This window comes from Hydrocarboniphaga sp. (assembly GCF_028291725.1).
Lineage (GTDB): Bacteria > Pseudomonadota > Gammaproteobacteria > Nevskiales > Nevskiaceae > Hydrocarboniphaga.
The window spans coordinates 1-23064 of record NZ_JAQGNT010000037.1; the positions used below are offsets into that span (position 1 = coordinate 1).

A 23064-nucleotide genomic window follows, 5' to 3' on the forward strand; every position below is an offset into this window, starting at 1 on the left:
TCTGTGCGTACTGTGCATGAGGGGCTGGCGGCCAAAAAATGGCCGCTGTTCGGGTCGGACCAACAGTTTGCCCGGTCGCCAGCTTCTTTCATATGATCAATGGCTTGCGCTTAAGTAAGTGACATTCCAGTCCGACCCCTATTTTCCCTTCCTATTTTCCCTTTCCTATTTTCCCTTTTCTCTTTGATCACTTAATTTCACCTGAGCCTTCAAAGGTTGCTGCTCCATCCGTGACTTGGCTAATGTGAAACTCGCCTGACCTCTTATCGGAAAAGATCATTACGTATGGCCCAGGGCTTTTGAAGAAGATAGTCATTTGCTTTGGCGTAAGATCAAGATGGCCACGCCAAGCGCGAATGTCTCCAGGCACTCTGACAGTTTCGAGGCGCGCCGGAATATCCTTGGCTATTAGTGTGCCGTCGTGTTGAACAGATACCATCTCCGCTTTCATGTTTTAGCCTCCAATCACTTTCACTATTCGAGCTTCAGGCCGCCATAAGCTTTGGAATATGTTCCAATCTTTTTCCCTGTTTTGCTGTCGTATAGAACAACAAGATCATATTTTGGATTTTCCGTCACGTAATATGCGTACACGACGTTAACGAACTGTGACTTGGTGTCGAAGTCGAGCGCGTAGAAGGCTGGCCTTACCCACAAGTGGGGCACTGTACCCGGCACTTCCACTTTCTGGAACACACCCTTACTCACGAGCTTTTGGATGAATGCCATTCGGTCGTCCTGCATTCCCGCCGCAGCAGTGATGCATGTCACGCAGAGCGCCAACGCCAACAATACTTTTAATACTTTTCTAAACATCATCAATTCTCCCTGTTGAGAGCGCCCAACTTGTGCCTAACGCGCGAATTCGTCGCTAGGCCGCCGCGTAAATCTTGTGGCTGTGATGCGTCTTCGGCTCCCACAGCGCAATGCCGCTTTCGATCTCTTCGGCCTGGATCAGCTGGTTGCCGGAGGACGAGGCGGTGTCGACGAACGCCGCTTCCAGCACGCGCACCAGCGCGCGCACGTTGCCGTGCCAGCGGCATTCCTTGATCGCGCGCCAGGCGGCTTCAGAAACGCCGATCGGTGCCGCCCAGGACTGGCACTTGCTGCCCATCTTCGCCAGCGTGGTCGCGGCGACCGCGATCATGTCTTCTTCGCGCTTGTTGAGTTCGGGCACCTCAAGAATCGCGGCGCCCATGCGGGTGAATTCGTCGAGGTTCACTGCGTTCTGCAGATGCTCCCAGCTGCGGTTGCTGGCGAACAGGATCGCGCACTGGATCGGCTGCTTGGCCGAGGCGCCGAACGGCAGGTACTGGCCGTTGTCGAGCGCCTCCATCAGCACTTCCATGACCGGGCCGGTGACGCCGTGGGACTCGTCAATGAAGCAGACGCCGTCGCGTGCATGCAGGAACGAGCCGGTGCGCGCGCCGGCACCCGGAAACGCACCCGACACGTGGCCGCACAGCAGCGACTTGATCGCGGCCTTGTCGCCGGTGGCTTCGGCCGACAGGTTCACCGATACGAAGCGGCCCTTGTTGCGCATCAACCAGTAGTAGAACGCGAACGAGGTCTTGCCCGAACCCGGGCCGCCAAGCAGATACGCGCGATCGATGCCGTTGCCGGCAAAGCCGCGGATGCGCTGCGCCAGCTTGTGCAGCTGCGGGCTGAAGACGTAGAAGTTCTTGTACGGCGTGTTCTCGATCTCGGGCGAGACCGGCATGCGGATCACGTTGTCCTCGACCACCTGGGTCAAACGGTCCGGCAACTGGCGGATCGCGGATTCAACGCTGGCGGCGAGGATCAGCCTTGTGCCGACCAGTTTGCCGGCATTGGCGCGGATATCGAGCCAGCGGCCGAGCGCGGCCAGCTGCGTGGAATTGATCGCGACAATCAGCGTCGTCGGCTTGCCGGCCTGGCGCCTGGCGAGCACCGCGTCGGCCAGCGCGTCGAGCTGGGCCGGGTCGACGAACAGGCTCAGCACGAAGGGCGAATCAAAACGGCTGGCGCCGCTGCCGGTGACGATTTCGCAGCCCGCTCCGTCCGGTAGCTGCTGGTCGATCAGCGCGCGCACGTCGGCGTCGGCGGACGGCACCGACGGGGTCACCACGTGCAGATAGGTTCCCTGGGTTCTGGCGGCCGGTTCGGCGACGCGCCTGACATTTTTCCCTAGCCCGAGCATGACTCACCCCTCAACTGATGTACGCGAAATGACGTGCTTTGAAGGCTATCCGAGCCCGCACTCGCCTGAAGGGCGACACCGATGAAGCAGGGGCTGGCTCCGATCAGCGGCAAGCGCTAGCAGGCTGTCGGGCCTGGGAGATCGTAGCGAGGGTTTGGCCCACTGTGTCCATGCTGCGGGCGACCGAGGAGAATACGAGTGATATTTAACGAGGGCGCCCGCAGCTTGGGCGCAGCGGGCCGAAGCCGCAGTAGATCTTGCCAAGCCCGACAGGCTGCTAGAGTGATCTCAACCACCGCCGCCGGCATTGCCGGGGTCGGGAATGCCGCCCTCGGTCAGCGTCGCCGGGTCCAGCAGGCGTCTCAGGGTCGCCTCGTCCAGGCCGGTGCGCTCGCGGGCGACATCCAGTACCGGACGTTTTTCCTTGTAGGCCTGCTTGGCGATGGCGGCGCCCGCCTCATAGCCGATCACGCGGTTGGCGGCGGTGATCAGGATCGGGTTCTGCGCCAGCGTCGCCTCGACATGGTCGCGGCGCACGGTGAAGCCGGCAATCGCCTTGTCAGCCAGCAGCCGCGACACGTTTGCCAGCAGCTCAATGGACTGCAGCAGATCATGCGCGATCAGCGGCAGCATCACGTTGAGCTGAAAATTGCCGGAGGCTCCGGCGATCGTGATCGTCGCGTCGTTGCCGATCACCTTGGCGCAGACCATCGCGGTTGCTTCGGCAATCACCGGGTTGACCTTGCCCGGCATGATCGACGAACCCGGCTGCAGCGCCGGCAGCTCGATCTCGCCCAAGCCGCCCAGCGGGCCGGAGTTCATCCAGCGTAGGTCGTTGGCGATCTTGGTCAGCGACACCGCAACGGTCTTCAGCTGGCCGGACATTTCCACCGCCGCGTCCTGGCTGGACAGGCTCTCGAAGTAGTTCGGCGACGTGGTGAACGCCACGCGCGTGCGCTTGGCCAGGGCCTTGGCGAAACGCGCGCCGAAGCGCACATCGGCATTGATGCCGGTGCCGACCGCGGTGCCGCCCTGCGCCAGCGCCTGCAGCCGCGGCAGCGCCGATTCGATGCGCGCGATGCCGTTGCGCAGCTGCTGTGCCCAGCCCGAAAGCTCCTGGTCGAAACGCAGCGGCATCGCGTCCATCAGATGCGTGCGGCCGGTCTTGGTGATGCGCTTCAGGCTCTTGCCTTTGCGCTCGATGCACAACGCCAGATGCGCCAGCGCCGGCAGCAGCTGCTCGTGCAGCGCCAGGCTCGCGGCGATATGGATCGCGGTCGGGATCACGTCGTTGGAGCTTTGCCCCATGTTGACGTGGTCGTTGGGATGCACCGCGATGTCGCCGGCCTGGCTCGCCAGCCGCGCAATCACCTCGTTCGCATTCATGTTGCTCGAGGTGCCGGAGCCGGTCTGGAACACGTCGATCGGAAAATGCTCGTCGTATCGGCCTGCTGCCACAGCCAGCGCGGTATCGCGGATCAGCGTGGCGCGCGGCGCGTCGAGCAGCTTCAAGGCCTGGTTGACTTCGGCCGCGGTGGCCTTGATCAGACCCAGCGCGCGAATGAAGCCGCGCGGCATGCGCAGGCCGGAGATCGGGAAATTGTCGACGGCGCGCTGGGTCTGCGCGCCCCACAGCGCCGCGGCAGGCACCTGCAGCTCGCCCATGCTGTCGTGTTCGCTGCGAAACTCAGGCTGGGGTGCAGACGCTTTGTCCGCCGCCGGACCGTTCTTCCTGGCCATGACTACTCCTGGGTGAGCGCCGCGACAGAGCCGCGACATGGTGTCGCTGAGGCCTGGAGGCTGACCGCCTCGGCTAGAATAGGTTCCTGCTCCGATCCTACGCTCGCAATGAATCTGACCTCCCTGTCCGCGATCTCGCCGGTCGACGGCCGCTACGCCGAAAAAACCGTCCGCCTGCGCCCCATCTTCAGCGAGTACGGCTTGATGCGCTACCGCGTCATCGCCGAGGTTCGCTGGCTGCAGGCCTTGGCGGCGCATGAGGGCATCCCGGAGGTTCCGGCGCTGTCGGCAGGCGCCAATGAGCGTCTCGAGAAGATCCTCAACGGTTTCGACATCGCCGAGGCACAGCGCATCAAGGTGATCGAGCAGACCACCAATCACGACGTCAAGGCGGTCGAGTATTTTCTGAAGGAGAAGATCGGCAACCACCCGGAACTGGCGGCGATGAAGGAATTCATCCACTTCGCCTGCACCTCCGAGGACATGAACAACCTCGCCCACGGCATGATGCTGCGCGACGCGCGCCAGGACGTGCTGCTGCCGGCGATCGACGATCTGATCAAGCTGATCTCCGCCAATGCCGTGCGCCTGGCCGAGCAACCGATGCTCGCCCGCACCCACGGCCAGCCGGCTTCACCGACCACGCTTGGCAAGGAGCTGGCGGTGTTCGCGCATCGCCTGAAGCGCCAGCGCGACCAGTTCGCCGCGGTATCGCTGCTGGGCAAGGCCAATGGCGCGGTCGGCAATTACAGCGCCCACCTGGCCGCGTATCCGGACGTCGACTGGCCGGCGCTCGCGGCCGGCTTTGTCGGCCGGCTCGGCCTGGAGCTGTCACCGGCGACCACGCAGATCGAGCCGCACGACTACATCGCCGAATACTTCCACGCGATGACGCGCCTCAACACGGTCCTGCTCGACTTCTGCCGTGATCTCTGGGGCTATATCTCGCTGGGCTACTTCCGCCAAAAGACCGTCGAAGGCGAAGTCGGCAGCTCGACGATGCCGCACAAGGTCAACCCGATCGACTTCGAAAACGGCGAAGGCAATCTCGGCATCGCCAACGCGATTCTGCAGCACCTCGCCGAGAAGCTGCCGATCTCGCGCTGGCAGCGCGACCTCACCGACTCGACCGTGCTGCGCAACCTCGGCGTCGGCGCCGCGCATTCGCTGATCGCCTACCAGGCGATCGAAAAAGGCATGAAGAAACTCGAGGCCGATTCCTGGAAGCTCGGCCGCGATCTGGACGACAACTGGGAAGTGCTGGGCGAGGCGATCCAGACGGTAATGCGCCGCTACGGCCTGCCCGAGCCCTACGAGCAGCTCAAACGCCTCACCCGCGGCCAGCGCGTCGGCCGCGATGCACTGCGCGCGTTCGTGCAGCAACTGGAAATCCCCGAGGCCGACAAACTGCGTCTGCTGTCGATGACACCGGCGCACTACGTCGGCAACGCCGCCGAACAGGCCAAGCTGCGCACATGAGCTCCGGCGGCGAACCCGGCCCTCCCGTTCACGCCCCGACACCGACACCTGAGTCTGTGCTCGGGCATGTGGAGTTCGCCGAGCGCGTGATCGCGATGGCACGCTGCGCCCGCCAGGAAGTGGTCATCTGCAGCCACGATCTGGACCGCCGGATTTATGGCGATCAGACCCTGATCGACGCTCTGCGCAAATTCCTGCTGGAACACCGTCGCGGCCGCCTGCGCGGCCTGGTCAGCGATCCGCGCGCGGCGATGCGCGGCGCGCATCGGATGGTCGAGCTGTCGCGCGTGCTGTCCAGCCGGATCGAATTTCGTCAGCCGGCTTTCGATGCTGCGAACGCGGCCTGCGATTTCGTCATCGTCGATCAACGCAGCCTGTTACTGACGCCCGACCCGGGCGATCTGGAGGCGCACTACTACGCGGACGCGCCGGGGCTGGCGCGCGAGCAGCTGCGCGATTTCGAGCAGCGCTGGCAACGCGCCGAACCAGCAAGAGAATTCACCGACCTTCGCCTGTAGGTCGGCAATCCCTTGCCGACGTGTGGCAGCGATTGCGCATCCGAGGGCACACGTCGGCAAAGGATTGCCGACCTACATCAGGCGCGCAACGCGGCTTCGCGCTTGTTCCAGGCCTGCAGCTCGCGGCGATAGCGGGTGAGGTTCCAGGCCAGCGCTAGAGCACAGATACCCAGATGCACCGCGCAGAAGAAAACCGCCTGCGGCAGAAACTGGAACGACATCAGGCCGAGCATCAGGGCCAGCCCGGCCAGCACCGCCTGCAGCACCAGCGCCAGCGAGAAACGCGGCATCAGCGACTGGCGCGCAGCCACCGTCATCAGCAGCAGCGAGAACGGGATGCCGGTTGCGGCCACGTAGCGGTAGTTCAGCTCCGGCCAGATGTGCAGGTTCGAGGCGAAGAAATGCGGCGCCCACCACAGCATGGCCGCCGCGGCCAGAATCACGTATCCCACCAGCCCGACACTGCTCAGGAAACGACTCATTGCGGCTCCGATGAGGTAGACGATTCGATGACCGACAGCCGCGTCAGGGCGGCATCGCGGATCTGCCAGCGGCGGCCGGCGCTGGCAGCGGACCACTCGGCGATCTCGTCGAGCGAGCGGCCGCAGCCGATGCAGACCTTCGCCGCCGCGTCGAGCTCACAGATGCTGACGCAGGGCGATGCCGGCGGCAGGCTGCGATCGGCGATTTGCAGCTGGCTCCGGGCCGGAGCGGTCTTGGTGTCGGTAGCCATGGTGTATTTAACCACGCGGCAAGGGCGCGTCCTATCGCTACACTGTCCCCAAATCGACCATAACGACCGTCAAAACAGCCTATGCGATCGCCACGCTACACCGGCAGCCTGCTGAAGACCGCGCTCATGCCCTGCCTCGGCCTGCTGCTGGCCAGCTGCGCGAGCACCGGCTATGCCGACAGGGTCGCCTTCACCGACGGCCTGTCCTCCGAGTACAAGCTCGGCAGCGAACAGAAGCGGATGCTGCAGTACTACGTGTCCGACACGATCCGGCTGGTGCGCAGCGCCTCGGCCGGCCAGACCGGCATCCGCGACGGGCGCCTGGTCAGCAGCAGCTCGCGCGATGTGGACCAGGTGATCATCGACGGCGGCACCCCGGGCGTCGTTCTGGCCAGCGGTCCGAACTGGATGGCGGTGAGCTTCGACACCGGCAGCTATCTGTACTTCGTATCCAGGGCCAATCGCCAGACCTGGCTCGCCGAGGACTACGTCGACGATCAGTACTACCTGTACCTGCCGGACTTCAACGGCCAGGCCGGCACGGTGCGTCTCGGCAGCACGATCTACACCGCGACCGACGACAGCTTCCGCGCCCATCTGGTCATCGCCCGCGAAAGCTTCAGCGACGTCGATGCGCGCCAGGCCCGCTTGCCGGGCCGCTACCTCAAATAATCCGTCGGCAATCCCTTGCCGACGTGTAAAGCCCGATGCGCAACCAGGGCCGCACGTCGGCAACGGGATTGCCGACCTACTTCTCGATCACCTTGACGTCGAGCTTGTCCAGATCGACGCGGCGGTTTTGCGCGCGGCCGGCCTCGGTCTCGTTGGAGCCCACCGGCTTGGCTTCGCCATAGCCCTCGACGAACAGGCGATAGCGGCTGATGCCCTTGCCGACCAGATACTGGCGCACGTTCTCGGCGCGCAGCAGCGACAGCATCAGGTTGTAGTTGGCCTTGCCCTCGCTGTCGGTATGTCCCGCCACCTCGACGACAATCTCGGAGTCGCCGCTCAGGCCGACCGCGGCCTGGTCGAGCAGCGACTTCGCCTGCGGGGTCAGCTCCGCCGAGTTCTTGGCGAAGCGCACGTTGCTGAGCACGATGGTCTTGGTTCCCGGCGGCGGCGCCGGTTCGCCGGCAACCGGGGCAAGGCCGGTCGCGCAACCGCTCATGTCCACGGCGGAACTGGCGAGGCTGCCCGGGCAGCTGTCGGCTTCGTCGGGCACGCCATCGCCGTCGGAGTCGAAGCTCGCGGTCGCCGCGCAGCCGTTCAGATCCACCGGTGTGCCGGCCGGTGTGCCGGGGCATAGATCGGCATTGTCGGTAACGCCGTCGCGATCGGAGTCGACCGTGCAGTCCGAGCGCCCGGTGACCGGATCGACCACCGCGAGTCCGCATTCCTTGGTCAGCGCGGTATCGGACACACCCTCCTCCGCTGGCGCCGGCGCGCCGAGCGGGAACGTCAGGCCGACGCGCAGTTGCACGTCGAGCAGGAAATTCTGGTCCGGAACCGATTTGTCATTGAACTGCCCGATCACGCGCGCCTCGGTGCGCAGCGCCAGGCCGCGCCAGCCGAGCGGGAATGCGAGGCCCAGGCCGGCATCCAGCGCGGGGACGTAGTGATCGCTGTTGCCGACGTCGTCGCGGATCACGCCGACGCCGAGCAGGCCGTAAGGCGAGAAGCTCGGCAGATAGCGTTCGACGCCGTCGTCCTCGTCCCAGCCATAGAGACCGAAACCCTTGGTGTAGCTGGCGAACAGGCCGAGCTGCGAGTCCGTACCGCCAGCGTCGGCGTCGCGCTTCAGGCCGTAGAAGTCGAACTCCAGGCCCTCACCCGGGCGGCTCTGCAGTGGCAGATTGAAGCTGATGTGGCCGCCGTAGCCATTGTCAGAGTCACGCGCGTTGTCGGGGAATTCGTACAGTCCGCCGACCGAAATGGAAGACGGCGTCGCGGGTGACTCGTCTGCCATCGCCATCGCCACCGGCATCCAGGCGCACGCCAACAGCAACCCCAACACTCGCTTCTTCATTCTGACGATCCCTTTAGCGGCCACCGAATCGCGGCCTTCTACTGTTGTTTTATTGCGCAGCAAAACGCTTGCCCACTCTACTGTCAGCCCATCGCGCGATGCAATGCGGATGAGCCGTCAGCTTAGGTTCCTTAGCGCGCGTGCAGCGTCAGCGATCAACCGCGGCCCCTCGAAGATCAAGCCGCTGTAGATCTGCACCAGATCGGCGCCGGCCTCGCGCTTGAGCTTCGCGTCGGCAGCCGACATCACGCCGCCGACGCCGACCAGCACGAAGTCCTTGTCGAGCTTCGCGCGAAGACGTCGCAGCGTATCGGTCGATTTCATCAGCAGCGGCGCACCGGACAGGCCGCCTGCTTCGCCGGCATGAGGGCTGCCCTGCACGGCCGCGCGCTCGATCGTGGTGTTGGTCGCGATCAGTCCGTCGATACCGGACTCGTGCGCGGCGGCGACGATGCCGTCGAGCTGTTCCTCGCTGACATCGGGTGCGATCTTGACCAGCAGCGGCACGCGCTTGCCGTGTTGCTGCGCCAGTGCGGCCGCCGCCGTCACCAGTTCCGTCAGCAGCGCGCGCAAACGCGATTCGTCCTGAAGGTCGCGCAGATTCCGGGTATTCGGCGACGAAATATTGACCGTCACGTAGTGCGCGGCGGAATAGACTTTCTGCAGACACAGCCGGTAGTCGTCGACGGCGTTCTCGATCGGCGTGTCGGCGTTCTTGCCGATGTTGATGCCGAGCACGCCCGAGAAACCCGCGGCGGCAACATTCCGCAGCAGCGCATCGACACCGAGATTGTTGAAGCCGAGCCGGTTGATCAGCGCGCGCTGCTCGGTCAGGCGGAACATGCGCGGCCGCGGATTACCGGGCTGCGGACGCGGTGTGATCGTACCGATCTCGACGAAGCCGAAGCCGAGCCGATCCCAGGCACGCAGGCAGGCGCCGTTCTTGTCCAGCCCGGCGGCCAGACCGACGCGATTGCGGAAGCGCAACCCGAGCAATTCCACAGTGTCGTCGACGGCCGCCGCCGCGAACGGCGCGGTGGACAGCGTCGGAAAGTGTTTGAAAAGATCGAGCGTGACTTCGTGCGCGCGCTCGGCGTCGAGTTTGAACAGCGCGCTGCGCGCCAGTGAATAGAGGCCGCTCATGAAGGTCGATCGTCTCGCTGCTTGGCTCGCTGCTTGTTCGGCGGCGGCGGCGCCGTCTTCGCTGGTTTTTTGGGCGCGCGCGGCTTGCGCAACACGGGCTCGAGCACCGGCGCATCGGCGGGCTTCGCCGCCGCCTGGTGCCGCGGCGCGCGCATCGGCACCGGCTCGGGCGGCACCGCGCGCAGCGGCGGCATCAGGCGCGCACGCAGGAACTTGGGCATTGGCAGGCTTTCGGTCAGTGTCTGTGCAATGCCGCGGGTTTCGTAGATCAGCCATTCCTGGGTCGCGCGCAGCGGCATCCGCGCCAGCGACATAGCGACATCACGCAGCAGCAATTTCCTCGAATCGTTCTCGTAGAGACTGCCGAAGCTGCCGGCAGCAGCGAACAGCGCACGCGACAGGTGCAGATAATCGCGGCGCAGTACCAGGCCTGCCTGCTGGGTGTTGGTCATCAACTGCAGCACGGTCTGGCCGCGGCGATACAGGCCGTCGAGGCCGCCGCGCTGCAACTCCATGATGAAGTTGCGGCGCGTCAGCGGCGTCACCTGCTTGCGCTCCAGCGTCTCGTCCAGCGAGGCCTTGATCTCGATCCGCCGCAGGCGATTCTCCTCCGGATGCGTCGACATCTCGATCAGCGTATCGGTCAGCAGGCCGGTGTCGGCGAGCACCGCGGCCGCCAGGTAGTCCCAGACCGCGGCCCATTTGCCGTCGAGCTTGACGACATTGCCCCAGTCGATCAGGTGCAGCGTGCCATCCGAGCCGACCATGACGTTGCCTGGGTGCAGGTCGCCGTGGATCTCGCCGTAGACCAGGCCGTGATACAGCACCGCGTACAGCAGGCGCTCGGCGAGCCGGGCCTGGAAGCGGCGGCGATCACGCCGGTTCATCCGCCGCAACGCGCGCGTCAGGCTGGTCGCATCGGACAGATACTCCATCTCGATGATGCGGTGGGTATGGCCGTAGAGCTGCGGCACCCTCCACAGGCCGCTGCGCAGGCTGCGCTCGTAGAAACGCGCGTGGTTCTGCGCTTCCTTCCCGAAGTCGAGTTCCTCCATGAAGCCGGCGACGAACTCGTCGACCTGCTCCTGCATCGCGCGCAGGAACGGCGTCAGCTTGGAATGCGGCGCCCAGTACTGGCTGGACATGATCGCCAGGCCCAGCACCAGCTTGCCGATCGCGAATTCACGATCGATGTTCTGACGGCCGACCTTGATCACCACCGGCCGCAGCACTTCGCGCCCCCCTTCCGGACCATTCTCCAGGAACGGCTTCTTGGCGACGTAGACGCTGCCGATCGAGCCCGACTTCACCGGCCGCGAGGTGTCGAAATCCATATACAGCTCATGCGGTAGCCGGCCATAGCACTCGACGAACGCGGCCTCGACTTCGGCCTCGCTCATCGGCGGCACGTCTTCGTGAAACACCGCCAGTTCTTTCGCGATTTCTTCCGGCAGAAAATCCGCGTTCGCCGCGGCGACCTGCGCCATCTTGACGAAGAATGGCCCGAACTCGAGCACCATGCTGGCGATGATCTGCGCCTGCGCCTTGAAGTCCTTGGCGTCGGTCTGGAAGAACGGCTTGATGTAGCGCAGCGCGCGGATCTGGCGACGCACGATGACCACGTCGCCGCGGATCGTCGCCGCACGCAGCATCAGCTCGCGCACCTGCCATTCGTTGTAACGCCGCCCGGCCTTCAACACGTTGACGACTTCGACCAGCAGCGGCTCGTAGGTGCGGACCACCAGCCGCACCATGTCCAACGACATCTCACCCAGGCCCTTCAACTCGGGACTGGAAAACAGCTCGTCGAAGAAACGCCAGAACTCCTGGACGATCGCCTCGGGCACCTGCACCGGGCTGCGCGCGACCGCCTGCTCGACGACGAAGCGGATCAGCTCCTCGGTGGACTGCTCGTTCGGGATCAAGCGCCGCGAGCGCAGGTAGGCGGTGACGCGCTCGCTGGAGCGCAGCAGCGGATGCCGGTACAGCGCGTCGAAGATCACGTCGATCGATGAGGCGAGGTCTTCGCGCGTGACATCGTCGCTGGAACCCAGCTGTTTCAGCAGCGGGCTCAAGCTCTGGGTCAGCCGGTAAGTCGAAATCGTCAGCGCGCCGAGATCACGCAGCAGTCCGCCGCGTTTTGCCGGCGGCAGGGCGCCGCCGGACGGAGGCGGCGCAGCGGTCACGGCAGCGTCAGCCAATGCCCCATTTTTTCGGCTTTGGTCCGCAGATAAGCTTCGTTGTGCGGATTGAGCCCGGATTGTACCGGCACACGCTCGGTCACCTCGATGCCTTCCGCGACCAGCGCGTCGAGCTTGAGCGGGTTGTTGGTCATCAGCCGGATTTTCTGCAGGCCGAGATGGCGCAGCAGATCCACCGCCAGGCCGTATTCGCGCGCGTCGGCCGGAAAGCCCAGCTGGTGATTGGCCTCGACCGTGTCGCGGCCCTGATCCTGCAGGGAATAGGCGCGGATCTTGTTTCCCAGGCCGATACCCCGGCCCTCCTGGCGCAGATACAGCACCACGCCCCGGCCGGCTTCGGCGATGCTCGCCATGGCCGCGTGCAGCTGGAAGCCGCAGTCACAGCGTAGCGAGAACAGGGCGTCACCGGTCAGGCACTCGGAATGCACGCGCACCAGCGGCGGCTCGCCGGCGCCGAGGTCGCCGAGCGCGATCACGACATGCTCTTTTTTGTCGGGTGTTCTGAACACCGTGACGCGGAACTCGGCGAACGGCGTCGGAAGTTTCGACTCGGCGATCTTTTCCAACGGGGTTCGCCTGGTGGGCGGCAACGGTAGTGAGGAGGTCAGCATGGGCGGTGTCGGATGCGTCAAGGCAGGACGCGAAGGTGAGCCATAGCCTTGACTATGGCGACGACGGGCAGCGCCGCAAGGGCGGCGCGCCCGGCGCGCAGGGGCGCTGCCGATTTTACCGTTTCCGGAAACCCGGCCGCACAGCCTCGACCGGCCCCATCAAGCACCCATGTAATTCTGTCCACAGACGCGTAGCGTGCGCCCATTCACGCCGGCCGCCAAGGGGCTGGCCATGAAGGTGACCGCTTCGGCAATGTCAATCGGCAGGCCGCCCTGGTTCAGCGAGGCCAGACGGCGGCCCACTTCGCGCGGAATCGCCGGCATCGCGGCGGTCATCTGGGTTTCGATGTAGCCCGGCGCGATGGCGTTGATCGCGCCGCCGGACTTGGCCATTTGCCCGGCGAGCTTCTCGACGTAGCCGATGATGCCGGCCTTGGTCGCGCCGTAGTTGGTCTGGCCGGCATTGCCGGAGATGCCGCCGATCGACGAGATGCAGACGATGCGCGCGCCCGGGTTCAGGCCGTTGGTGAACAGGCTGTCGTTGATCCGCAGGATCGCGCCGAGGTTGATCTCCAGCACCTGGTCCCACCAGTGCGCCGGCATATTGCGCAGCATCTTGTCGCGGGTGACGCCGGCGTTGTGGATGACGATGTCGAGCCCGCCGATCTCCTTGGCCAGGCGCTCACCGGCATCGGCGGCGGTCACATCCAACGCCAGACCGCGGCCGCCGATGCGGCTCATGGTCAGGCCGAGTGCGCCCTCCTCGGCGGGGCGATCGATACCGACCACGCTGGCACCCTCACGGGCCAGGGTTTCGGCGATAGCCGCGCCGATGCCGCGGGCGGCACCGGTGACGATCGCGACCTTGCCGGCCAGCGGCGACACGAAGCGGTCCAGCTCCGCGCCCTTGGCCGGCTTGGACAGCGCCAGGAACTGTGCGTCGACGAAGGCCGAGTGCTCGGTCAGCAAAAAGCGCAGCGCACCGGCGATGGTCGGCTCGGCGCCCGCGCCGACTTCAATCAGGTTGGCGGTCGCTCCTTTCTTGCCGATCTCCTTGCCGAGGCTCTTGATGAAGCCGCGCAGCGCGGTCGACGCGGTGTAGGCAGCAACCGATGCGGTGTTCTCGGCAGCGCGGCTCAGGATCAGCACGCGTCCGTTCGGGGCAAGCCTGGACAGGCGCGGCTGCAGGAAATCGTACAGCTGGCGCAGGCCGGCGGTGCCTTCCATGCCAGAGGCGTCGAACACATAGGCATAGGCGCCCTCGCCCTGGGCTTCGGTCTTCAGCGGGACCTTGGCGGCAGCCGCGGCTTTCTTCACAGGCGCCAGGCCGGGCAACTCGGTGCTGACGAGGATCGTCGCGCCCATTTCGTGCAACGCCGACGCCAGTGCTGGCGACAGTTCGCCATCGGTCGCACTGCCGAGTACCACCGACCTGCCCTCCAGCGGCTGGGCCGCATAGCCGGACTTGGCGCGGCGCAGCTTCGGCGGCGTCGGCACGCCGAGCAGGCCGGCGATCTGCTTGCCCATCGGCGTTTGGGTAAAGTCCAGCAGGCGATCGCTCATGACAGCTCCGGTAAATTATTGGAAAAAACGAAAAGGACAAAAGGAAGATCGCCATTATCGCAGCCCGTTTCCGCGAGCCGCACTGGCGGCGGCGCCAGACGAACGCCCGCGCTCGAGCAAATGCAGTGCCTCGTCCGAACGGCGATTGACGCGTCCAGCGCTGCTGGCCAATAGTGGCCAGAAGATCGCAAAAAAACACGATAAGAACTGATGCGGAGTCTGCAATGAGCAACAAGGTCGGGACGATTGCCGGCATCGCGGCCGGTATCGCGATCGTCACTTACGTCGCGCTGAATCTGGTCAAGCCTTTCAAGCAGCACGAAGAGAATCTTCCGGCCGGCGCCAAGGTCGACGAAGTGTTCGCCGGTGATGTCGCCAGCGCTCCGGTCCCGGCCGCCGCCGCACCGGCAACCCAGATCGCAGCAGCTGACACCACGGCGCCGGCGGCGCCGAGCAGCGCGCCAGCGGCCGCTCCGAACGTCCCCGATATCGCTGTGCCGCCCGACAACAAGGCGCCGGCGAAGCCGGCCGCCGACGGTCCCACCTCCAGCGACGCGCCGAAGCAAGATGCGGTCGAGATCGAGGGCGCGTCCAACTTCCCGATGCCGCCGGACGACAGTTCGCCGAGCGCCCCGGCGGCGGAGCCGGCGCCCGCGGCTGAACCGTCGGCGGCTGCGGCCCCACAGGCTCTGGAGACCGCGCCGCAGACGATGCCAGCCCAGACGGCGCCAGATGTAGCAGCGGCACCCTTGCCGAGGCCGACCCCGGATCGGGTACTGAAGCCCAAGGTCGCACCGGCCAGCACGCCCGACGAAGTGGCGACCGCCCGCGCCGAACCCAGTCCGGCACCGGAACCCGCGCTCCCCGCCGAAGTGCCCGCTGCGGCAGAAAAACCGAAACCCGCCGCCTTGCCGAAGGCAGCCGCGGTCGCCAAGTCCGCGCCGCGTGCCGACTTGCTGACGCAGTGGTGGCCGGAGCGCTCGGCGCCCGGGCAGCTCAACTTGCTTTATGCCGGCCAGGCGGCCAGCGAACGCAGCGTCGGCCTGCTGTTCGACTCGACCTTGGCCGAGAACGCGGATTTCGCGTCGTCGGTGCAGTTGCTGGCCGACAATGGCAAGCCGGCCAAAGGCAACTGGGAACTCAACAGCAATCGCCGGATGCTGCTGTTCAAGGACCTCAAGGCCGGCCGCTATACCGTGGTCGTGAGCTCGGCTCTAAGCAATGAGAGCGGTCTCAAGGTCGGACACGAGTTGCGCGGGCCGGTATACGTCCGCTGACGCTGGTGTAGGTCGGCAATCCCTTGCCGACGTGCGACCGCGATTGCGTATCGAGCGTACACGTCGGCAAAGGATTGCCGACCTACACCAGCTTGCGTTCTTCTTTTGGCGGCGGCGTGTACTGGTACAGCCAGGTCTCGGTCATCGGCTGGCCGTTGGCCGTCAGATACACGCGGATGTCGATCGGCGCGACGCCGTCGTCCGGCGGCACCAGGTCGAACATCGCGCGATAGCCGCGGATCGAATCCAGCGGCCGCGCCGAGGTGATCTCGACCTTGCCGCGCGACACGCTGACCATCGCCTCGACCTTGGCCTTGCCGGAAATCAGCGGCAGGTCGCCGCCGGCGAAGTCGATCGCGAAGCGCCACGAGAAATAAGCGCGCGGACGGCCGACCACGCCGCCAAGACCGGTGCGCGTGGCAACGCAGATCGCATTCGGCGGACTGCTCGGCATCTTCGCGCCCCAGTACAGGCGATAACCGAACAGCAGCTCATCACCCGGCTGCGGCTTCTTGGCCGGATTCCAGAACGCGACGATGTTGTCGAAAGTCTCGTCGGCCGTGGGGATCTCGACCAGCTGCACCGAGCCCTTGCCCCAGCCCGCCTTGGGCTCGACCCACAGACTCGGCCGGCGATCGTAGAACACGCCGTCGTCCTGGTAATGATCGAAATCGCGATCCCGCTGCAGCAGGCCGAAACCGCGCGGACTCTCGTCCTGGTAGGCGTTGAAGCGCAGATTGCGCGGGTTGTTCAGCGGCCGCCAGATCCACTCGCCGCTGCCGGTGTTCATGCACAGGCCGTCCGAATCGTGGATCTCCGGGCGCCAGTCGTTGGCCATGCGGTGATCGTTCTCGCCAGTCTGATACATGCTGGTGCAGGGCGCGATGCCGAGACGCTCGATCGGCTTGCGCGGATACAGCGCGGCGTCGATGTCCATGACCAGGGTGCCGCCCGGCGTCAGCAGGAAGCGGTACGCGCCGGCGGTGCTAGGCGAATCCAGCAGCGCGTAGATCGTCAGCGTGTTGGAGTCCTTCGCCGGCCGCTCCAGCCAGTACGACGTGAAGTTCGGGAATTCCTCCGGTGTCGAATTGCCGCAGTCGATCGCCAGGCCGCGCGCCGAAAGGCCGTACTGCCATTCGCCGCCGACCGCGCGGAAGTAGCTGGCACCGAGAAACGCGGCGACGTCGCGCGTGTCGTCGGTATGGAAGTTCAGGCGGAAGCCGGCGAAACCCAGATCCTTCGGCAGCTTTTTGCCGTTCACGCCGCTCTTGCCGTAGTCGAACATCGCCGGGTCGTAGGCGATCGCGCTGGCCTGGCCGTTTTCGATCTCGTACATTTTCACCGGGCTCTTGAAGAACAGGCCCAGGTGAAAGAACTTGGCCTTGAAGCGCAGCTCGTCTTCGCCCCACAGCGCGTGATCGTTGCGGAACTGCAGCGCCTGGTACTGATCCCAGTCCAGCGCTGCGACCTCCTTGGGCAGTTCGCCGGTATGCGACTTGTAGGGCTGCGCCGCCAGCCCGCGGGCCTGGCCCTTCAGCGCGGCGTAGCTGAAAGCCTCGGCATTACCGAGCCGCTTCAGATCGGCAGCGTCCGCGGTGATGCTCAGGAACGCGGCGGGTGCGGACAGGCCGGCCGCCGACAAGGCAGCCGCCGCGCTCAAGAAGTCTCGTCTCTGCATGGTTCCAATTCAGGTAATGGTGATGATTTCGTGATGGCCGGGAACACCGGGGGCACCCCCGGAGACGCATATCTACCGGGCCGCGAGTTTAAGGAAAACCCGGCACGGGCGTCGCGCAGCTGAACGGCGAGCCTTGGCAACACGGGCGATTGCTATGATCGTCACCGATCTCCCCGTCCGCAGGTACCTCTATGAGCCGTTTTGCCTGGATGCCCGGATTACTCGCCGCGGCGCTTGCGATGGGCGGTGCGGCGCAGGCCGCCGACGAGTACGACATCGACGGCGCGCATACCTATCCGCTGTTCTCGATCAACCACGCCGGTCTGTCGACGCTGCATGGCCGCTTCGATGACACCAGCGGCAGCTTCACGCTCGACCGGGAAAGCGACAAGAGCAAGGTCGATGCCGTGATCCGCGTCGCTTCACTGAGCAGCGGCCATGCTGGCCGCGACAAGATTCTACTCAGTGACAAGTTCTTCGACGCTGCCAAGTTCCCGGAAATGCACTACGTGTCGACGCATGTGAGCTTTCCCTCACCGACGACCGCGAGCGTCGAGGGCACGCTGACGCTGCATGGCGTCAGCAAACCGGTGAGCCTCGACGTGCAGCATCTGGCCTGCGCGATCCATCCGCTGTATCGCGTCTGGGCCTGCGGTTTCGACGCCTACGCCAGGATCAAGCGCTCGGACTTCGGCATGAGCGCGTACCTGCCGTCGATGGTCGGCGACGAAGTCACGATCGAGATTGCGGTGGAAGCGCGGCGCGCCGACGCGGCAAAGCGCGGCGGCCGCTGAACCCGCGACGTAGTTCGGCAATCCCTTGCCGACGTGAACGGTCGATACGCAATCGAGGCCTCACGTCGGCAAGGGATTGCCGAACTACGCTTCAGCCTGAACGCGCGATCGGAACCGTAGCGCTCTCGCGGTGCGCCCGATGCGGCGGGAAATCGCAATGGAACGTGGTGCCGACTCCGACTTCGCTGTCGATGCGCAGCGTGCCTTCGTGGCGCTCCAGCGCGTGCTTGACGATCGACAGTCCCAGCCCGGTGCCGCCGCTGGCCCGCGAGCGGCCGACGTCGACGCGATAGAAGCGCTCGGTCAGGCGCGGGATATCGTCCTCACTGATGCCGATGCCGCTGTCCGCCACCGCCAGGTGCGCGCCCTCGGCATCGTCCCACCACGACACCCGGATCACGCCGCCCGGCGGCGTATAGCGCACTGCGTTTGAGATCAGGTTCGAGAAAATACTCTGCGCCTCGACCTCGCGGCCAAACAACATCAGGCCAGGCTGCACGTTGATCTCGAAGCGATGCTGCCCGGCCGACATCGCCCTGCCATCGTCGATCGCACGGCCGAGGATCATCGACGCGTCGAGCAATTCCTGCTTGTGCTCGTAGGCATCGGATTCGAGCCGTGCCAGCTTGAGCATGTCGTTGATCAGTGATTCCATGCGCGCCGACTGCTGGCGCATTTCCGAGATCGGCATGCGCCAGGCGGCCAGACTCCGGCCCTCGCGCGTCTCGGGATCGAGCATGTCCAGATAGCCGCGCAGCACGGTCAGCGGCGTACGCAATTCATGCGAGGCGTTGGAGACGAAATCGCGGCGCGCCGTCTCCAGCCGCCGGATCTCGGAGACGTCGCGCACGATCATCAGACGCTGGTTGTTGCCGTAGGGGATGATCCTCAGCGACAGCGATACCGCACGATTGATCGGCGACGGTACCTCGGTCTCATCTTCGTAGATCTCGCTGGCAATGTAGTGGGTGAAATTCGGATGCCGGATCAGGTTGGCGACGCGGATACCAATGTCGTGGCTCGCGCGCAGACCCAGCAAGGCCTGCGCGGCCCGGTTGAACCACAGAATCATGCCATGCTCGCCGAGCACCACCGCGCCATCGGGCAGAGCCGCGGTCGACGACTGGAACTCGGCGACGATTTCGGCGAGTTTTTTCTTGCGCCTGCTATTGCGCATTTCAAGTGCCTGCAGTGCTTCGAAGACCTCGCTCCAGATACCCGAGGTGTCGGGGAACGAATGCTGTTTGGGCGCGGCCAGCCAGAGCCGCAGATGCCGCAGATAGCGCAGGTGATTGCCGAGATACAAGGTGATCGCGAGCGTACAGCCCAGCAGCGCGAACCCGAACATCCAGCCCAGCAAGGTACCGACAATGGCGAAACTGGCCAGCTTGACGAGCTCGCGACGCCAGACGACCGAGCGAAACGGGCGGCGCTTGGTGCTGCGGCGGAAATTCGACAATCCCGATGCCGACCGCGTCGGCTCGATGGGCTCGGCGAATTCAGCGGGGGCAGCGGGCTCGGCCGTAACCGGCGTCGTCTCCAGCTGCTCGCGCGCCATCAGGCCTCAGACCTTCTCGGAGAATCGGTAGCCGGTACCACGCACGGTCTGAATCATCGCGTCGAAGCCGTGCGGCTCCAGCGCCTTGCGCAGGCGGCGGATATGCACGTCGACGGTACGCTCCTCGACGTAGACGCTCTGGCCCCAGACACGATCCAGCACTTGCTCACGCGTGTAGACACGGTCCTGGTGGCTGACGAAGAAATGCAGCAGCCGATACTCGGTGGGGCCGAGCCGCACCGGCTCACCCTTGGCGGTGACACGCTGGCTGGCCGCATTGACCTCGAGCCCGGCGACCGCGAGGGTCTCTTCATCGAAGCCCGGCGTCGAGCGACGCAACACCGCGTTGATACGCGCGATCAACTCGGGAAACGAGAACGGCTTGGATACGTAGTCGTCACAGCCGACATTGAGGCCGCGGACCTTGTCCTCTTCCTCGACGCGAGCGGTGACCATGATGATCGGCACGTCGCGAGTCGTCGGGTTGTTCTTCAACTCGCGCGCGAAATCCACGCCGGACACGCCGGGCATCATCCAGTCCATCAGGATCAGATCGGGCTGCTGATCGGCGATCCGCAGGCGGCCCTCGGCGGCGTTGCCGGCCATTGTCACGCGAAAATCAGCCCGCTCCAGCGCGAATTTGAGCATCTCGCGGATCGGCGCCTCGTCTTCAACGACCAAAATCAGCTTGTTTGACATGCCCATGCGCTATAGAGGAATTCGCGGGATGCTAAATACAAGTTGTTACAAATTTTTGACAGCGGTCCGGAGTATATGACCGTTTCATTACAGCAGCGCCTTCTGGATCTTCTCGCGCACGTCCGCCGACAAGGGCTTGGCGGCAACATCTTCCAGCACGCCGCGCAGCAACTCACCCTGAGGCGCCACGCAGTCGCGCCAGCCGAGCAGGCCGTCGGCCAGGCGCGCGGCGATCTGCGGGTTGCTCTTGTCCAGATGCGCGATCTGCTCGCCGAGCAGGCGATAGCCCGCGCCATCGGCGCGATGATAGGCACGCAGATTCTCGCGCCAGAACGTGCCGAGCACCGCGCGCAGGCGATTCGGATTCAGGGTGAAATCCGGATGACCCAGCAGGCTCTTCACGCGCTCGACTCCATTGTCGATCGCCGAGCCGGCCTGCAGCGCAAACCACTTGTCGAGCACCAGCGGCTCGCTGCGCCAGCGCCCAAGAAAGGCGTCCATCGCCGCTTCGCGCTGCGGGCTCGCGACGTCGTTGATCGCCGCCAATGCTCCATAGGACACGGTCATGTTGGCCGAATTCGCGCGCGCCTGGCAGAGGTCGAGGATGCGATTCACGCCGGTCGATGCCAGATACCACAGCGATACGTTCGCCAGTGCCCGGCGTGCCGCGTTGTTCGGGCCTGGCTCCTCCGGCGCGGAAGCGGCCCAGACCGACAGTGGGCCGGTCAGCGACTGCGCGATGCGCAGCCGCAGCGCGTCGCGTGCCGAACTGAGCCGAGCTGCATCCAGTGGCTGAAGCTGCGAAGCCAGATAGCTCTCGGACGGCATCCGCAGCAGCTCGGCCAGCAGCGCACGCTCCTCGGCCGGGCGCGCTGCAAGTAGTTGGAATCCGTTCAACAGCGCCCGTGTATCTTCACCCGGAGCGCCGGACAGCAGTTCGAAGAACGCATTCAGCAGCAGGCGCTGCGCCGCCTCCCAGCGCGCGAAACCATCGTCTTCATTGAGCAGCAGATTGACCAGCTGCTCCGGGTTGTAGGCGTACTGCAGGCGCACCGGCGCCGAGAAGCCGAGCAGGAACGACGGCGTCGGCGGCTGTTTCTGGTCGCCGATGACCAGCACCGCTTCCTGATCTTCGAGCAGCAGCAGTTCGGAGCCCTGCATCAGCGGCGGTTGCGGCTTGAGTTCGATGCGCGCGCCCTTGCTGTCGCGCAGCGTGAAACGGATCGGAATCGGCACCGACTGCTTTGGCGCCGCGGCCGACACGCTCGGGTAACTCTGGCGGAAGTGCAGGCGGTAGGTCTGCGCGCGCGGGTCGTATTCGTCGGAAACCGTGACCACCGGCGTTCCGGACTGTGAGTACCAGCGCCGGAAACCATCGAGATTGCGGCCCGAGACTTCCTCGTGCGCCGCCAGGAAATCCTCGATCGTCGCGGCCGAACCGTCGTGCAGTTCCAGATATCGGCGCACACCGCGGATGAAGACCTCGCGGCCGAGCAGCGTCTGGATCATGCGCACGATCTCGGCGCCCTTCTCGTACACCGTGGCGGTGTAGAAGTTATTGACCTCGACGTAGGACTCGGGCCGCACCGAATGCGCCATCGGCCCTGCATCTTCAGTGAACTGAAAGGTACGCAGCTGGCGCACGCTCTGGATGCGATGCACGGCTTCGCCGTTCATGTCCTGCGAGAAATTCTGGTCGCGGAAGACCGTCAGGCCCTCCTTCAGCGACAGCTGGAACCAGTCGCGGCAGGTCACGCGATTGCCAGTCCAGTTGTGAAAATACTCGTGGGCGATCACCGCCTCGACGCCTTCGTAGTCGGCGTCGGTCGCGGTCTGCGGCGAGGCCAGCACGTAGCGCGCATTGAACAGGTTCAGGCCCTTGTTCTCCATCGCGCCCATGTTGAACTCGCGCGCGGCGACGACCATGTAGATATCGAGGTCGTACTCGAGGCCGTAGACATCCTCGTCCCATTTCATCGCGCGCTTCAGCGAATCCATCGCGTAAGGCACGCGCGCTTCGCTGCCGTGGTCGACATAGAAACACAGCGTAACTTCGCGGCCAGAGCGCGTCGTGTAGCAATCCTCGACGCAGCCCAGATCGCCGGCCACCAGCGCAAACAGATAGCAGGGCTTGCGGAACGGATCTTCCCAGACCGCGAAGTGGCGGCCGCCATCCAGCGTACCGGCATCGACCGGATTGCCGTTGGACAGCAGGACCGGATAACGCTGCGCATCGGCTTCGATGCGCACGCGGAAACGGCTCAGCACGTCGGGGCGATCGGGGAAATACGTGATGCGCGAGAAACCGCGCGCCTCGCACTGCGTGCACAGCATCGCCCCGGAGCGATACAGGCCTTCCAGCGAGGTATTGCGATCCGGATCGAGCCGGGTGACGACGCGCAGAGCGAATGCGGCTGGCACCTGAGCGACGACCAGTTGCTCGTCGCTGCGACGGTATTGCGCGTCGCTCAGTGCGACACCGTCGATCGCGATCTCCAGCAGTTCGAAACCGCGGCCATCGAGCACCAGTGGAGATCCGGCGTTGCCGGTGTCGCTGCAGCGCATCTGCATCTCGGCCACGACCGTGGTCCGCTCGCCGATATCGAAGGCCAGATCGATACGCTCGACGACATGGGCCGGAGGGCGATAGTCCTTGCGGAAGATTTCAACGGAAGCCGTCATGGGATCGGGTGTGACCGGGACAAAACCCATTGTATCGCCTGGGCTTGGGGTCTGGTCCTGAGGTTTCCCCTCATATTCGAGGTTTTCGAGGGCGTGATGCTGGGTGCTCTGGAAGCAGTGGCGGCGGAGCCTGGCAGGCGCGGATGAATCCATCGTAGGTGAATCGGATGGCCTGTTCACTCA

Annotated in this window: 21 protein-coding genes; 6 read left to right on the plus strand and 15 right to left on the minus strand. The window is 64.9% G+C overall.

What is annotated here, in order from left to right:
• Nucleotides 1-187: 187 nt before the first annotated feature.
• From JWQ90_RS09840 to JWQ90_RS09855, 4 genes are all read right to left on the minus strand, one after another.
• Nucleotides 188-451, minus strand: coding sequence for a hypothetical protein (locus JWQ90_RS09840; RefSeq protein WP_299692857.1), 264 nt, complete (start codon nucleotides 449-451; stop codon nucleotides 188-190).
• Between the two features lie 23 nt (nucleotides 452-474).
• The gene (locus JWQ90_RS09845; RefSeq protein ID WP_299692860.1) at nucleotides 475-819 is read right to left on the minus strand and encodes a hypothetical protein; all 345 of its coding nucleotides are present in this window, start codon (nucleotides 817-819) and stop codon (nucleotides 475-477) included.
• Between the two features lie 52 nt (nucleotides 820-871).
• Nucleotides 872-2179, minus strand: coding sequence for a sigma 54-interacting transcriptional regulator (locus JWQ90_RS09850; protein ID WP_299692863.1), 1308 nt, complete (start codon nucleotides 2177-2179; stop codon nucleotides 872-874).
• A 288-nt stretch (nucleotides 2180-2467) separates the two neighbouring features.
• Nucleotides 2468-3919, minus strand: a complete 1452-nt coding sequence (locus tag JWQ90_RS09855; RefSeq protein WP_299692866.1) for a class II fumarate hydratase — start codon at nucleotides 3917-3919, stop codon at nucleotides 2468-2470.
• A gap of 108 nt (nucleotides 3920-4027) precedes the next feature.
• On the opposite strand from JWQ90_RS09855, the gene purB reads away from it, so the two are divergent.
• A complete protein-coding gene (gene purB / locus JWQ90_RS09860) occupies nucleotides 4028-5398 on the plus strand; it encodes an adenylosuccinate lyase (RefSeq protein ID WP_299692870.1) in 1371 nt (456 codons plus the stop codon).
• Nucleotides 5395-5916, plus strand: coding sequence for a hypothetical protein (locus JWQ90_RS09865; RefSeq protein WP_299692873.1), 522 nt, complete (start codon nucleotides 5395-5397; stop codon nucleotides 5914-5916). The genes purB and JWQ90_RS09865 overlap by 4 nt, the downstream gene beginning before the upstream one ends.
• 77 nt (nucleotides 5917-5993) lie before the next feature.
• Here the strand turns inward: JWQ90_RS09865 and JWQ90_RS09870 are convergent, their stop codons facing one another.
• The gene (locus JWQ90_RS09870) at nucleotides 5994-6398 is read right to left on the minus strand and encodes a hypothetical protein (RefSeq protein ID WP_299692876.1); all 405 of its coding nucleotides are present in this window, start codon (nucleotides 6396-6398) and stop codon (nucleotides 5994-5996) included.
• Nucleotides 6395-6649 carry a DUF1289 domain-containing protein gene (locus tag JWQ90_RS09875; RefSeq protein WP_299692879.1) on the minus strand — a complete coding sequence of 85 codons (255 nt, stop codon included), beginning with the start codon at nucleotides 6647-6649 and terminating at the stop codon, nucleotides 6395-6397. The genes JWQ90_RS09870 and JWQ90_RS09875 overlap by 4 nt, the downstream gene beginning before the upstream one ends.
• A gap of 81 nt (nucleotides 6650-6730) precedes the next feature.
• On the opposite strand from JWQ90_RS09875, the gene JWQ90_RS09880 reads away from it, so the two are divergent.
• Nucleotides 6731-7321, plus strand: a complete 591-nt coding sequence (locus tag JWQ90_RS09880; protein ID WP_299692882.1) for a hypothetical protein — start codon at nucleotides 6731-6733, stop codon at nucleotides 7319-7321.
• A gap of 76 nt (nucleotides 7322-7397) precedes the next feature.
• On the opposite strand, the gene JWQ90_RS09885 is transcribed toward JWQ90_RS09880, so the two are convergent.
• The 5 genes from JWQ90_RS09885 to JWQ90_RS09905 form a co-directional block, all read right to left on the minus strand.
• The gene (locus tag JWQ90_RS09885; protein WP_299692885.1) at nucleotides 7398-8675 is read right to left on the minus strand and encodes an OmpA family protein; all 1278 of its coding nucleotides are present in this window, start codon (nucleotides 8673-8675) and stop codon (nucleotides 7398-7400) included.
• A gap of 117 nt (nucleotides 8676-8792) precedes the next feature.
• A complete protein-coding gene (locus tag JWQ90_RS09890; protein ID WP_299692889.1) occupies nucleotides 8793-9818 on the minus strand; it encodes a quinone-dependent dihydroorotate dehydrogenase in 1026 nt (341 codons plus the stop codon).
• The gene (locus tag JWQ90_RS09895; protein WP_299692892.1) at nucleotides 9815-12019 is read right to left on the minus strand and encodes an AarF/ABC1/UbiB kinase family protein; all 2205 of its coding nucleotides are present in this window, start codon (nucleotides 12017-12019) and stop codon (nucleotides 9815-9817) included. The genes JWQ90_RS09890 and JWQ90_RS09895 overlap by 4 nt, the downstream gene beginning before the upstream one ends.
• Nucleotides 12001-12630 (minus strand): GTP cyclohydrolase II, encoded by a 630-nt coding sequence (gene ribA, locus JWQ90_RS09900; RefSeq protein ID WP_366919485.1) that lies wholly within the window; start codon nucleotides 12628-12630, stop codon nucleotides 12001-12003. Before ribA ends, JWQ90_RS09895 begins: the two co-directional genes overlap by 19 nt.
• Nucleotides 12631-12789: 159 nt before the next feature.
• Entirely contained in the window at nucleotides 12790-14193 is a 1404-nt protein-coding gene (locus JWQ90_RS09905) for a 3-oxoacyl-ACP reductase (protein WP_299692896.1), read from the minus strand.
• Here JWQ90_RS09905 and JWQ90_RS09910 point away from each other — a divergent pair.
• Together JWQ90_RS09910 and JWQ90_RS09915 are read left to right on the plus strand one after the other, a co-directional pair.
• Nucleotides 14192-14404 (plus strand): hypothetical protein, encoded by a 213-nt coding sequence (locus JWQ90_RS09910; protein ID WP_299692899.1) that lies wholly within the window; start codon nucleotides 14192-14194, stop codon nucleotides 14402-14404. The genes JWQ90_RS09905 and JWQ90_RS09910 overlap by 2 nt on opposite strands.
• Before the next feature lie 13 nt (nucleotides 14405-14417).
• The gene (locus tag JWQ90_RS09915; protein ID WP_299692902.1) at nucleotides 14418-15470 is read left to right on the plus strand and encodes a hypothetical protein; all 1053 of its coding nucleotides are present in this window, start codon (nucleotides 14418-14420) and stop codon (nucleotides 15468-15470) included.
• An 82-nt stretch (nucleotides 15471-15552) separates the two neighbouring features.
• Here the strand turns inward: JWQ90_RS09915 and JWQ90_RS09920 are convergent, their stop codons facing one another.
• Nucleotides 15553-17148, minus strand: a complete 1596-nt coding sequence (locus JWQ90_RS09920; RefSeq protein ID WP_366919486.1) for a glucan biosynthesis protein D — start codon at nucleotides 17146-17148, stop codon at nucleotides 15553-15555.
• 191 nt (nucleotides 17149-17339) lie between these two features.
• Between JWQ90_RS09920 and JWQ90_RS09925 the strand changes: the two genes are divergently transcribed.
• On the plus strand, nucleotides 17340-17942 hold the full coding sequence (locus tag JWQ90_RS09925) for a YceI family protein (protein WP_299692908.1): 603 nt from the start codon (nucleotides 17340-17342) through the stop codon (nucleotides 17940-17942).
• 91 nt (nucleotides 17943-18033) lie between these two features.
• On the opposite strand, the gene phoR is transcribed toward JWQ90_RS09925, so the two are convergent.
• From phoR to pepN, 3 genes are all read right to left on the minus strand, one after another.
• Nucleotides 18034-19500: a phosphate regulon sensor histidine kinase PhoR gene (gene phoR, locus JWQ90_RS09930; protein ID WP_299692911.1), complete on the minus strand. Its 1467-nt coding sequence runs from the start codon at nucleotides 19498-19500 to the stop codon at nucleotides 18034-18036.
• A 6-nt stretch (nucleotides 19501-19506) separates the two neighbouring features.
• Entirely contained in the window at nucleotides 19507-20205 is a 699-nt protein-coding gene (phoB, locus tag JWQ90_RS09935) for a phosphate regulon transcriptional regulator PhoB (RefSeq protein ID WP_366919487.1), read from the minus strand.
• Nucleotides 20206-20286: 81 nt separating this feature from the next.
• On the minus strand, nucleotides 20287-22881 hold the full coding sequence (gene pepN / locus JWQ90_RS09940) for an aminopeptidase N (RefSeq protein ID WP_299692915.1): 2595 nt from the start codon (nucleotides 22879-22881) through the stop codon (nucleotides 20287-20289).
• Between the last annotated feature and the right edge of the window lie 183 nt (nucleotides 22882-23064).

Excerpts from the sequence above, each read along its gene's own strand:
- JWQ90_RS09840 (WP_299692857.1), bottom strand. The coding sequence starts at position 451 with ATGAAAGCGGAGATGGTATCTGTTCAACACGACGGCACACTAATAGCC.
- JWQ90_RS09845 (WP_299692860.1), bottom strand. The coding sequence starts at position 819 with ATGATGTTTAGAAAAGTATTAAAAGTATTGTTGGCGTTGGCGCTCTGC.
- JWQ90_RS09850 (WP_299692863.1), bottom strand. The coding sequence starts at position 2,179 with ATGCTCGGGCTAGGGAAAAATGTCAGGCGCGTCGCCGAACCGGCCGCC.
- JWQ90_RS09855 (WP_299692866.1), bottom strand. The coding sequence starts at position 3,919 with ATGGCCAGGAAGAACGGTCCGGCGGCGGACAAAGCGTCTGCACCCCAG.
- purB (WP_299692870.1), top strand. The coding sequence starts at position 4,028 with ATGAATCTGACCTCCCTGTCCGCGATCTCGCCGGTCGACGGCCGCTAC.
- JWQ90_RS09865 (WP_299692873.1), top strand. The coding sequence starts at position 5,395 with ATGAGCTCCGGCGGCGAACCCGGCCCTCCCGTTCACGCCCCGACACCG.
- JWQ90_RS09870 (WP_299692876.1), bottom strand. The coding sequence starts at position 6,398 with ATGAGTCGTTTCCTGAGCAGTGTCGGGCTGGTGGGATACGTGATTCTG.
- JWQ90_RS09875 (WP_299692879.1), bottom strand. The coding sequence starts at position 6,649 with ATGGCTACCGACACCAAGACCGCTCCGGCCCGGAGCCAGCTGCAAATC.
- JWQ90_RS09880 (WP_299692882.1), top strand. The coding sequence starts at position 6,731 with ATGCGATCGCCACGCTACACCGGCAGCCTGCTGAAGACCGCGCTCATG.
- JWQ90_RS09885 (WP_299692885.1), bottom strand. The coding sequence starts at position 8,675 with ATGAAGAAGCGAGTGTTGGGGTTGCTGTTGGCGTGCGCCTGGATGCCG.
- JWQ90_RS09890 (WP_299692889.1), bottom strand. The coding sequence starts at position 9,818 with ATGAGCGGCCTCTATTCACTGGCGCGCAGCGCGCTGTTCAAACTCGAC.
- ribA (WP_366919485.1), bottom strand. The coding sequence starts at position 12,630 with ATGCTGACCTCCTCACTACCGTTGCCGCCCACCAGGCGAACCCCGTTG.
- JWQ90_RS09910 (WP_299692899.1), top strand. The coding sequence starts at position 14,192 with ATGACAGCTCCGGTAAATTATTGGAAAAAACGAAAAGGACAAAAGGAA.
- JWQ90_RS09905 (WP_299692896.1), bottom strand. The coding sequence starts at position 14,193 with ATGAGCGATCGCCTGCTGGACTTTACCCAAACGCCGATGGGCAAGCAG.
- JWQ90_RS09915 (WP_299692902.1), top strand. The coding sequence starts at position 14,418 with ATGAGCAACAAGGTCGGGACGATTGCCGGCATCGCGGCCGGTATCGCG.
- JWQ90_RS09920 (WP_366919486.1), bottom strand. The coding sequence starts at position 17,148 with ATGCAGAGACGAGACTTCTTGAGCGCGGCGGCTGCCTTGTCGGCGGCC.
- JWQ90_RS09925 (WP_299692908.1), top strand. The coding sequence starts at position 17,340 with ATGAGCCGTTTTGCCTGGATGCCCGGATTACTCGCCGCGGCGCTTGCG.
- phoR (WP_299692911.1), bottom strand. The coding sequence starts at position 19,500 with ATGGCGCGCGAGCAGCTGGAGACGACGCCGGTTACGGCCGAGCCCGCT.
- phoB (WP_366919487.1), bottom strand. The coding sequence starts at position 20,205 with ATGGGCATGTCAAACAAGCTGATTTTGGTCGTTGAAGACGAGGCGCCG.
- pepN (WP_299692915.1), bottom strand. The coding sequence starts at position 22,881 with ATGACGGCTTCCGTTGAAATCTTCCGCAAGGACTATCGCCCTCCGGCC.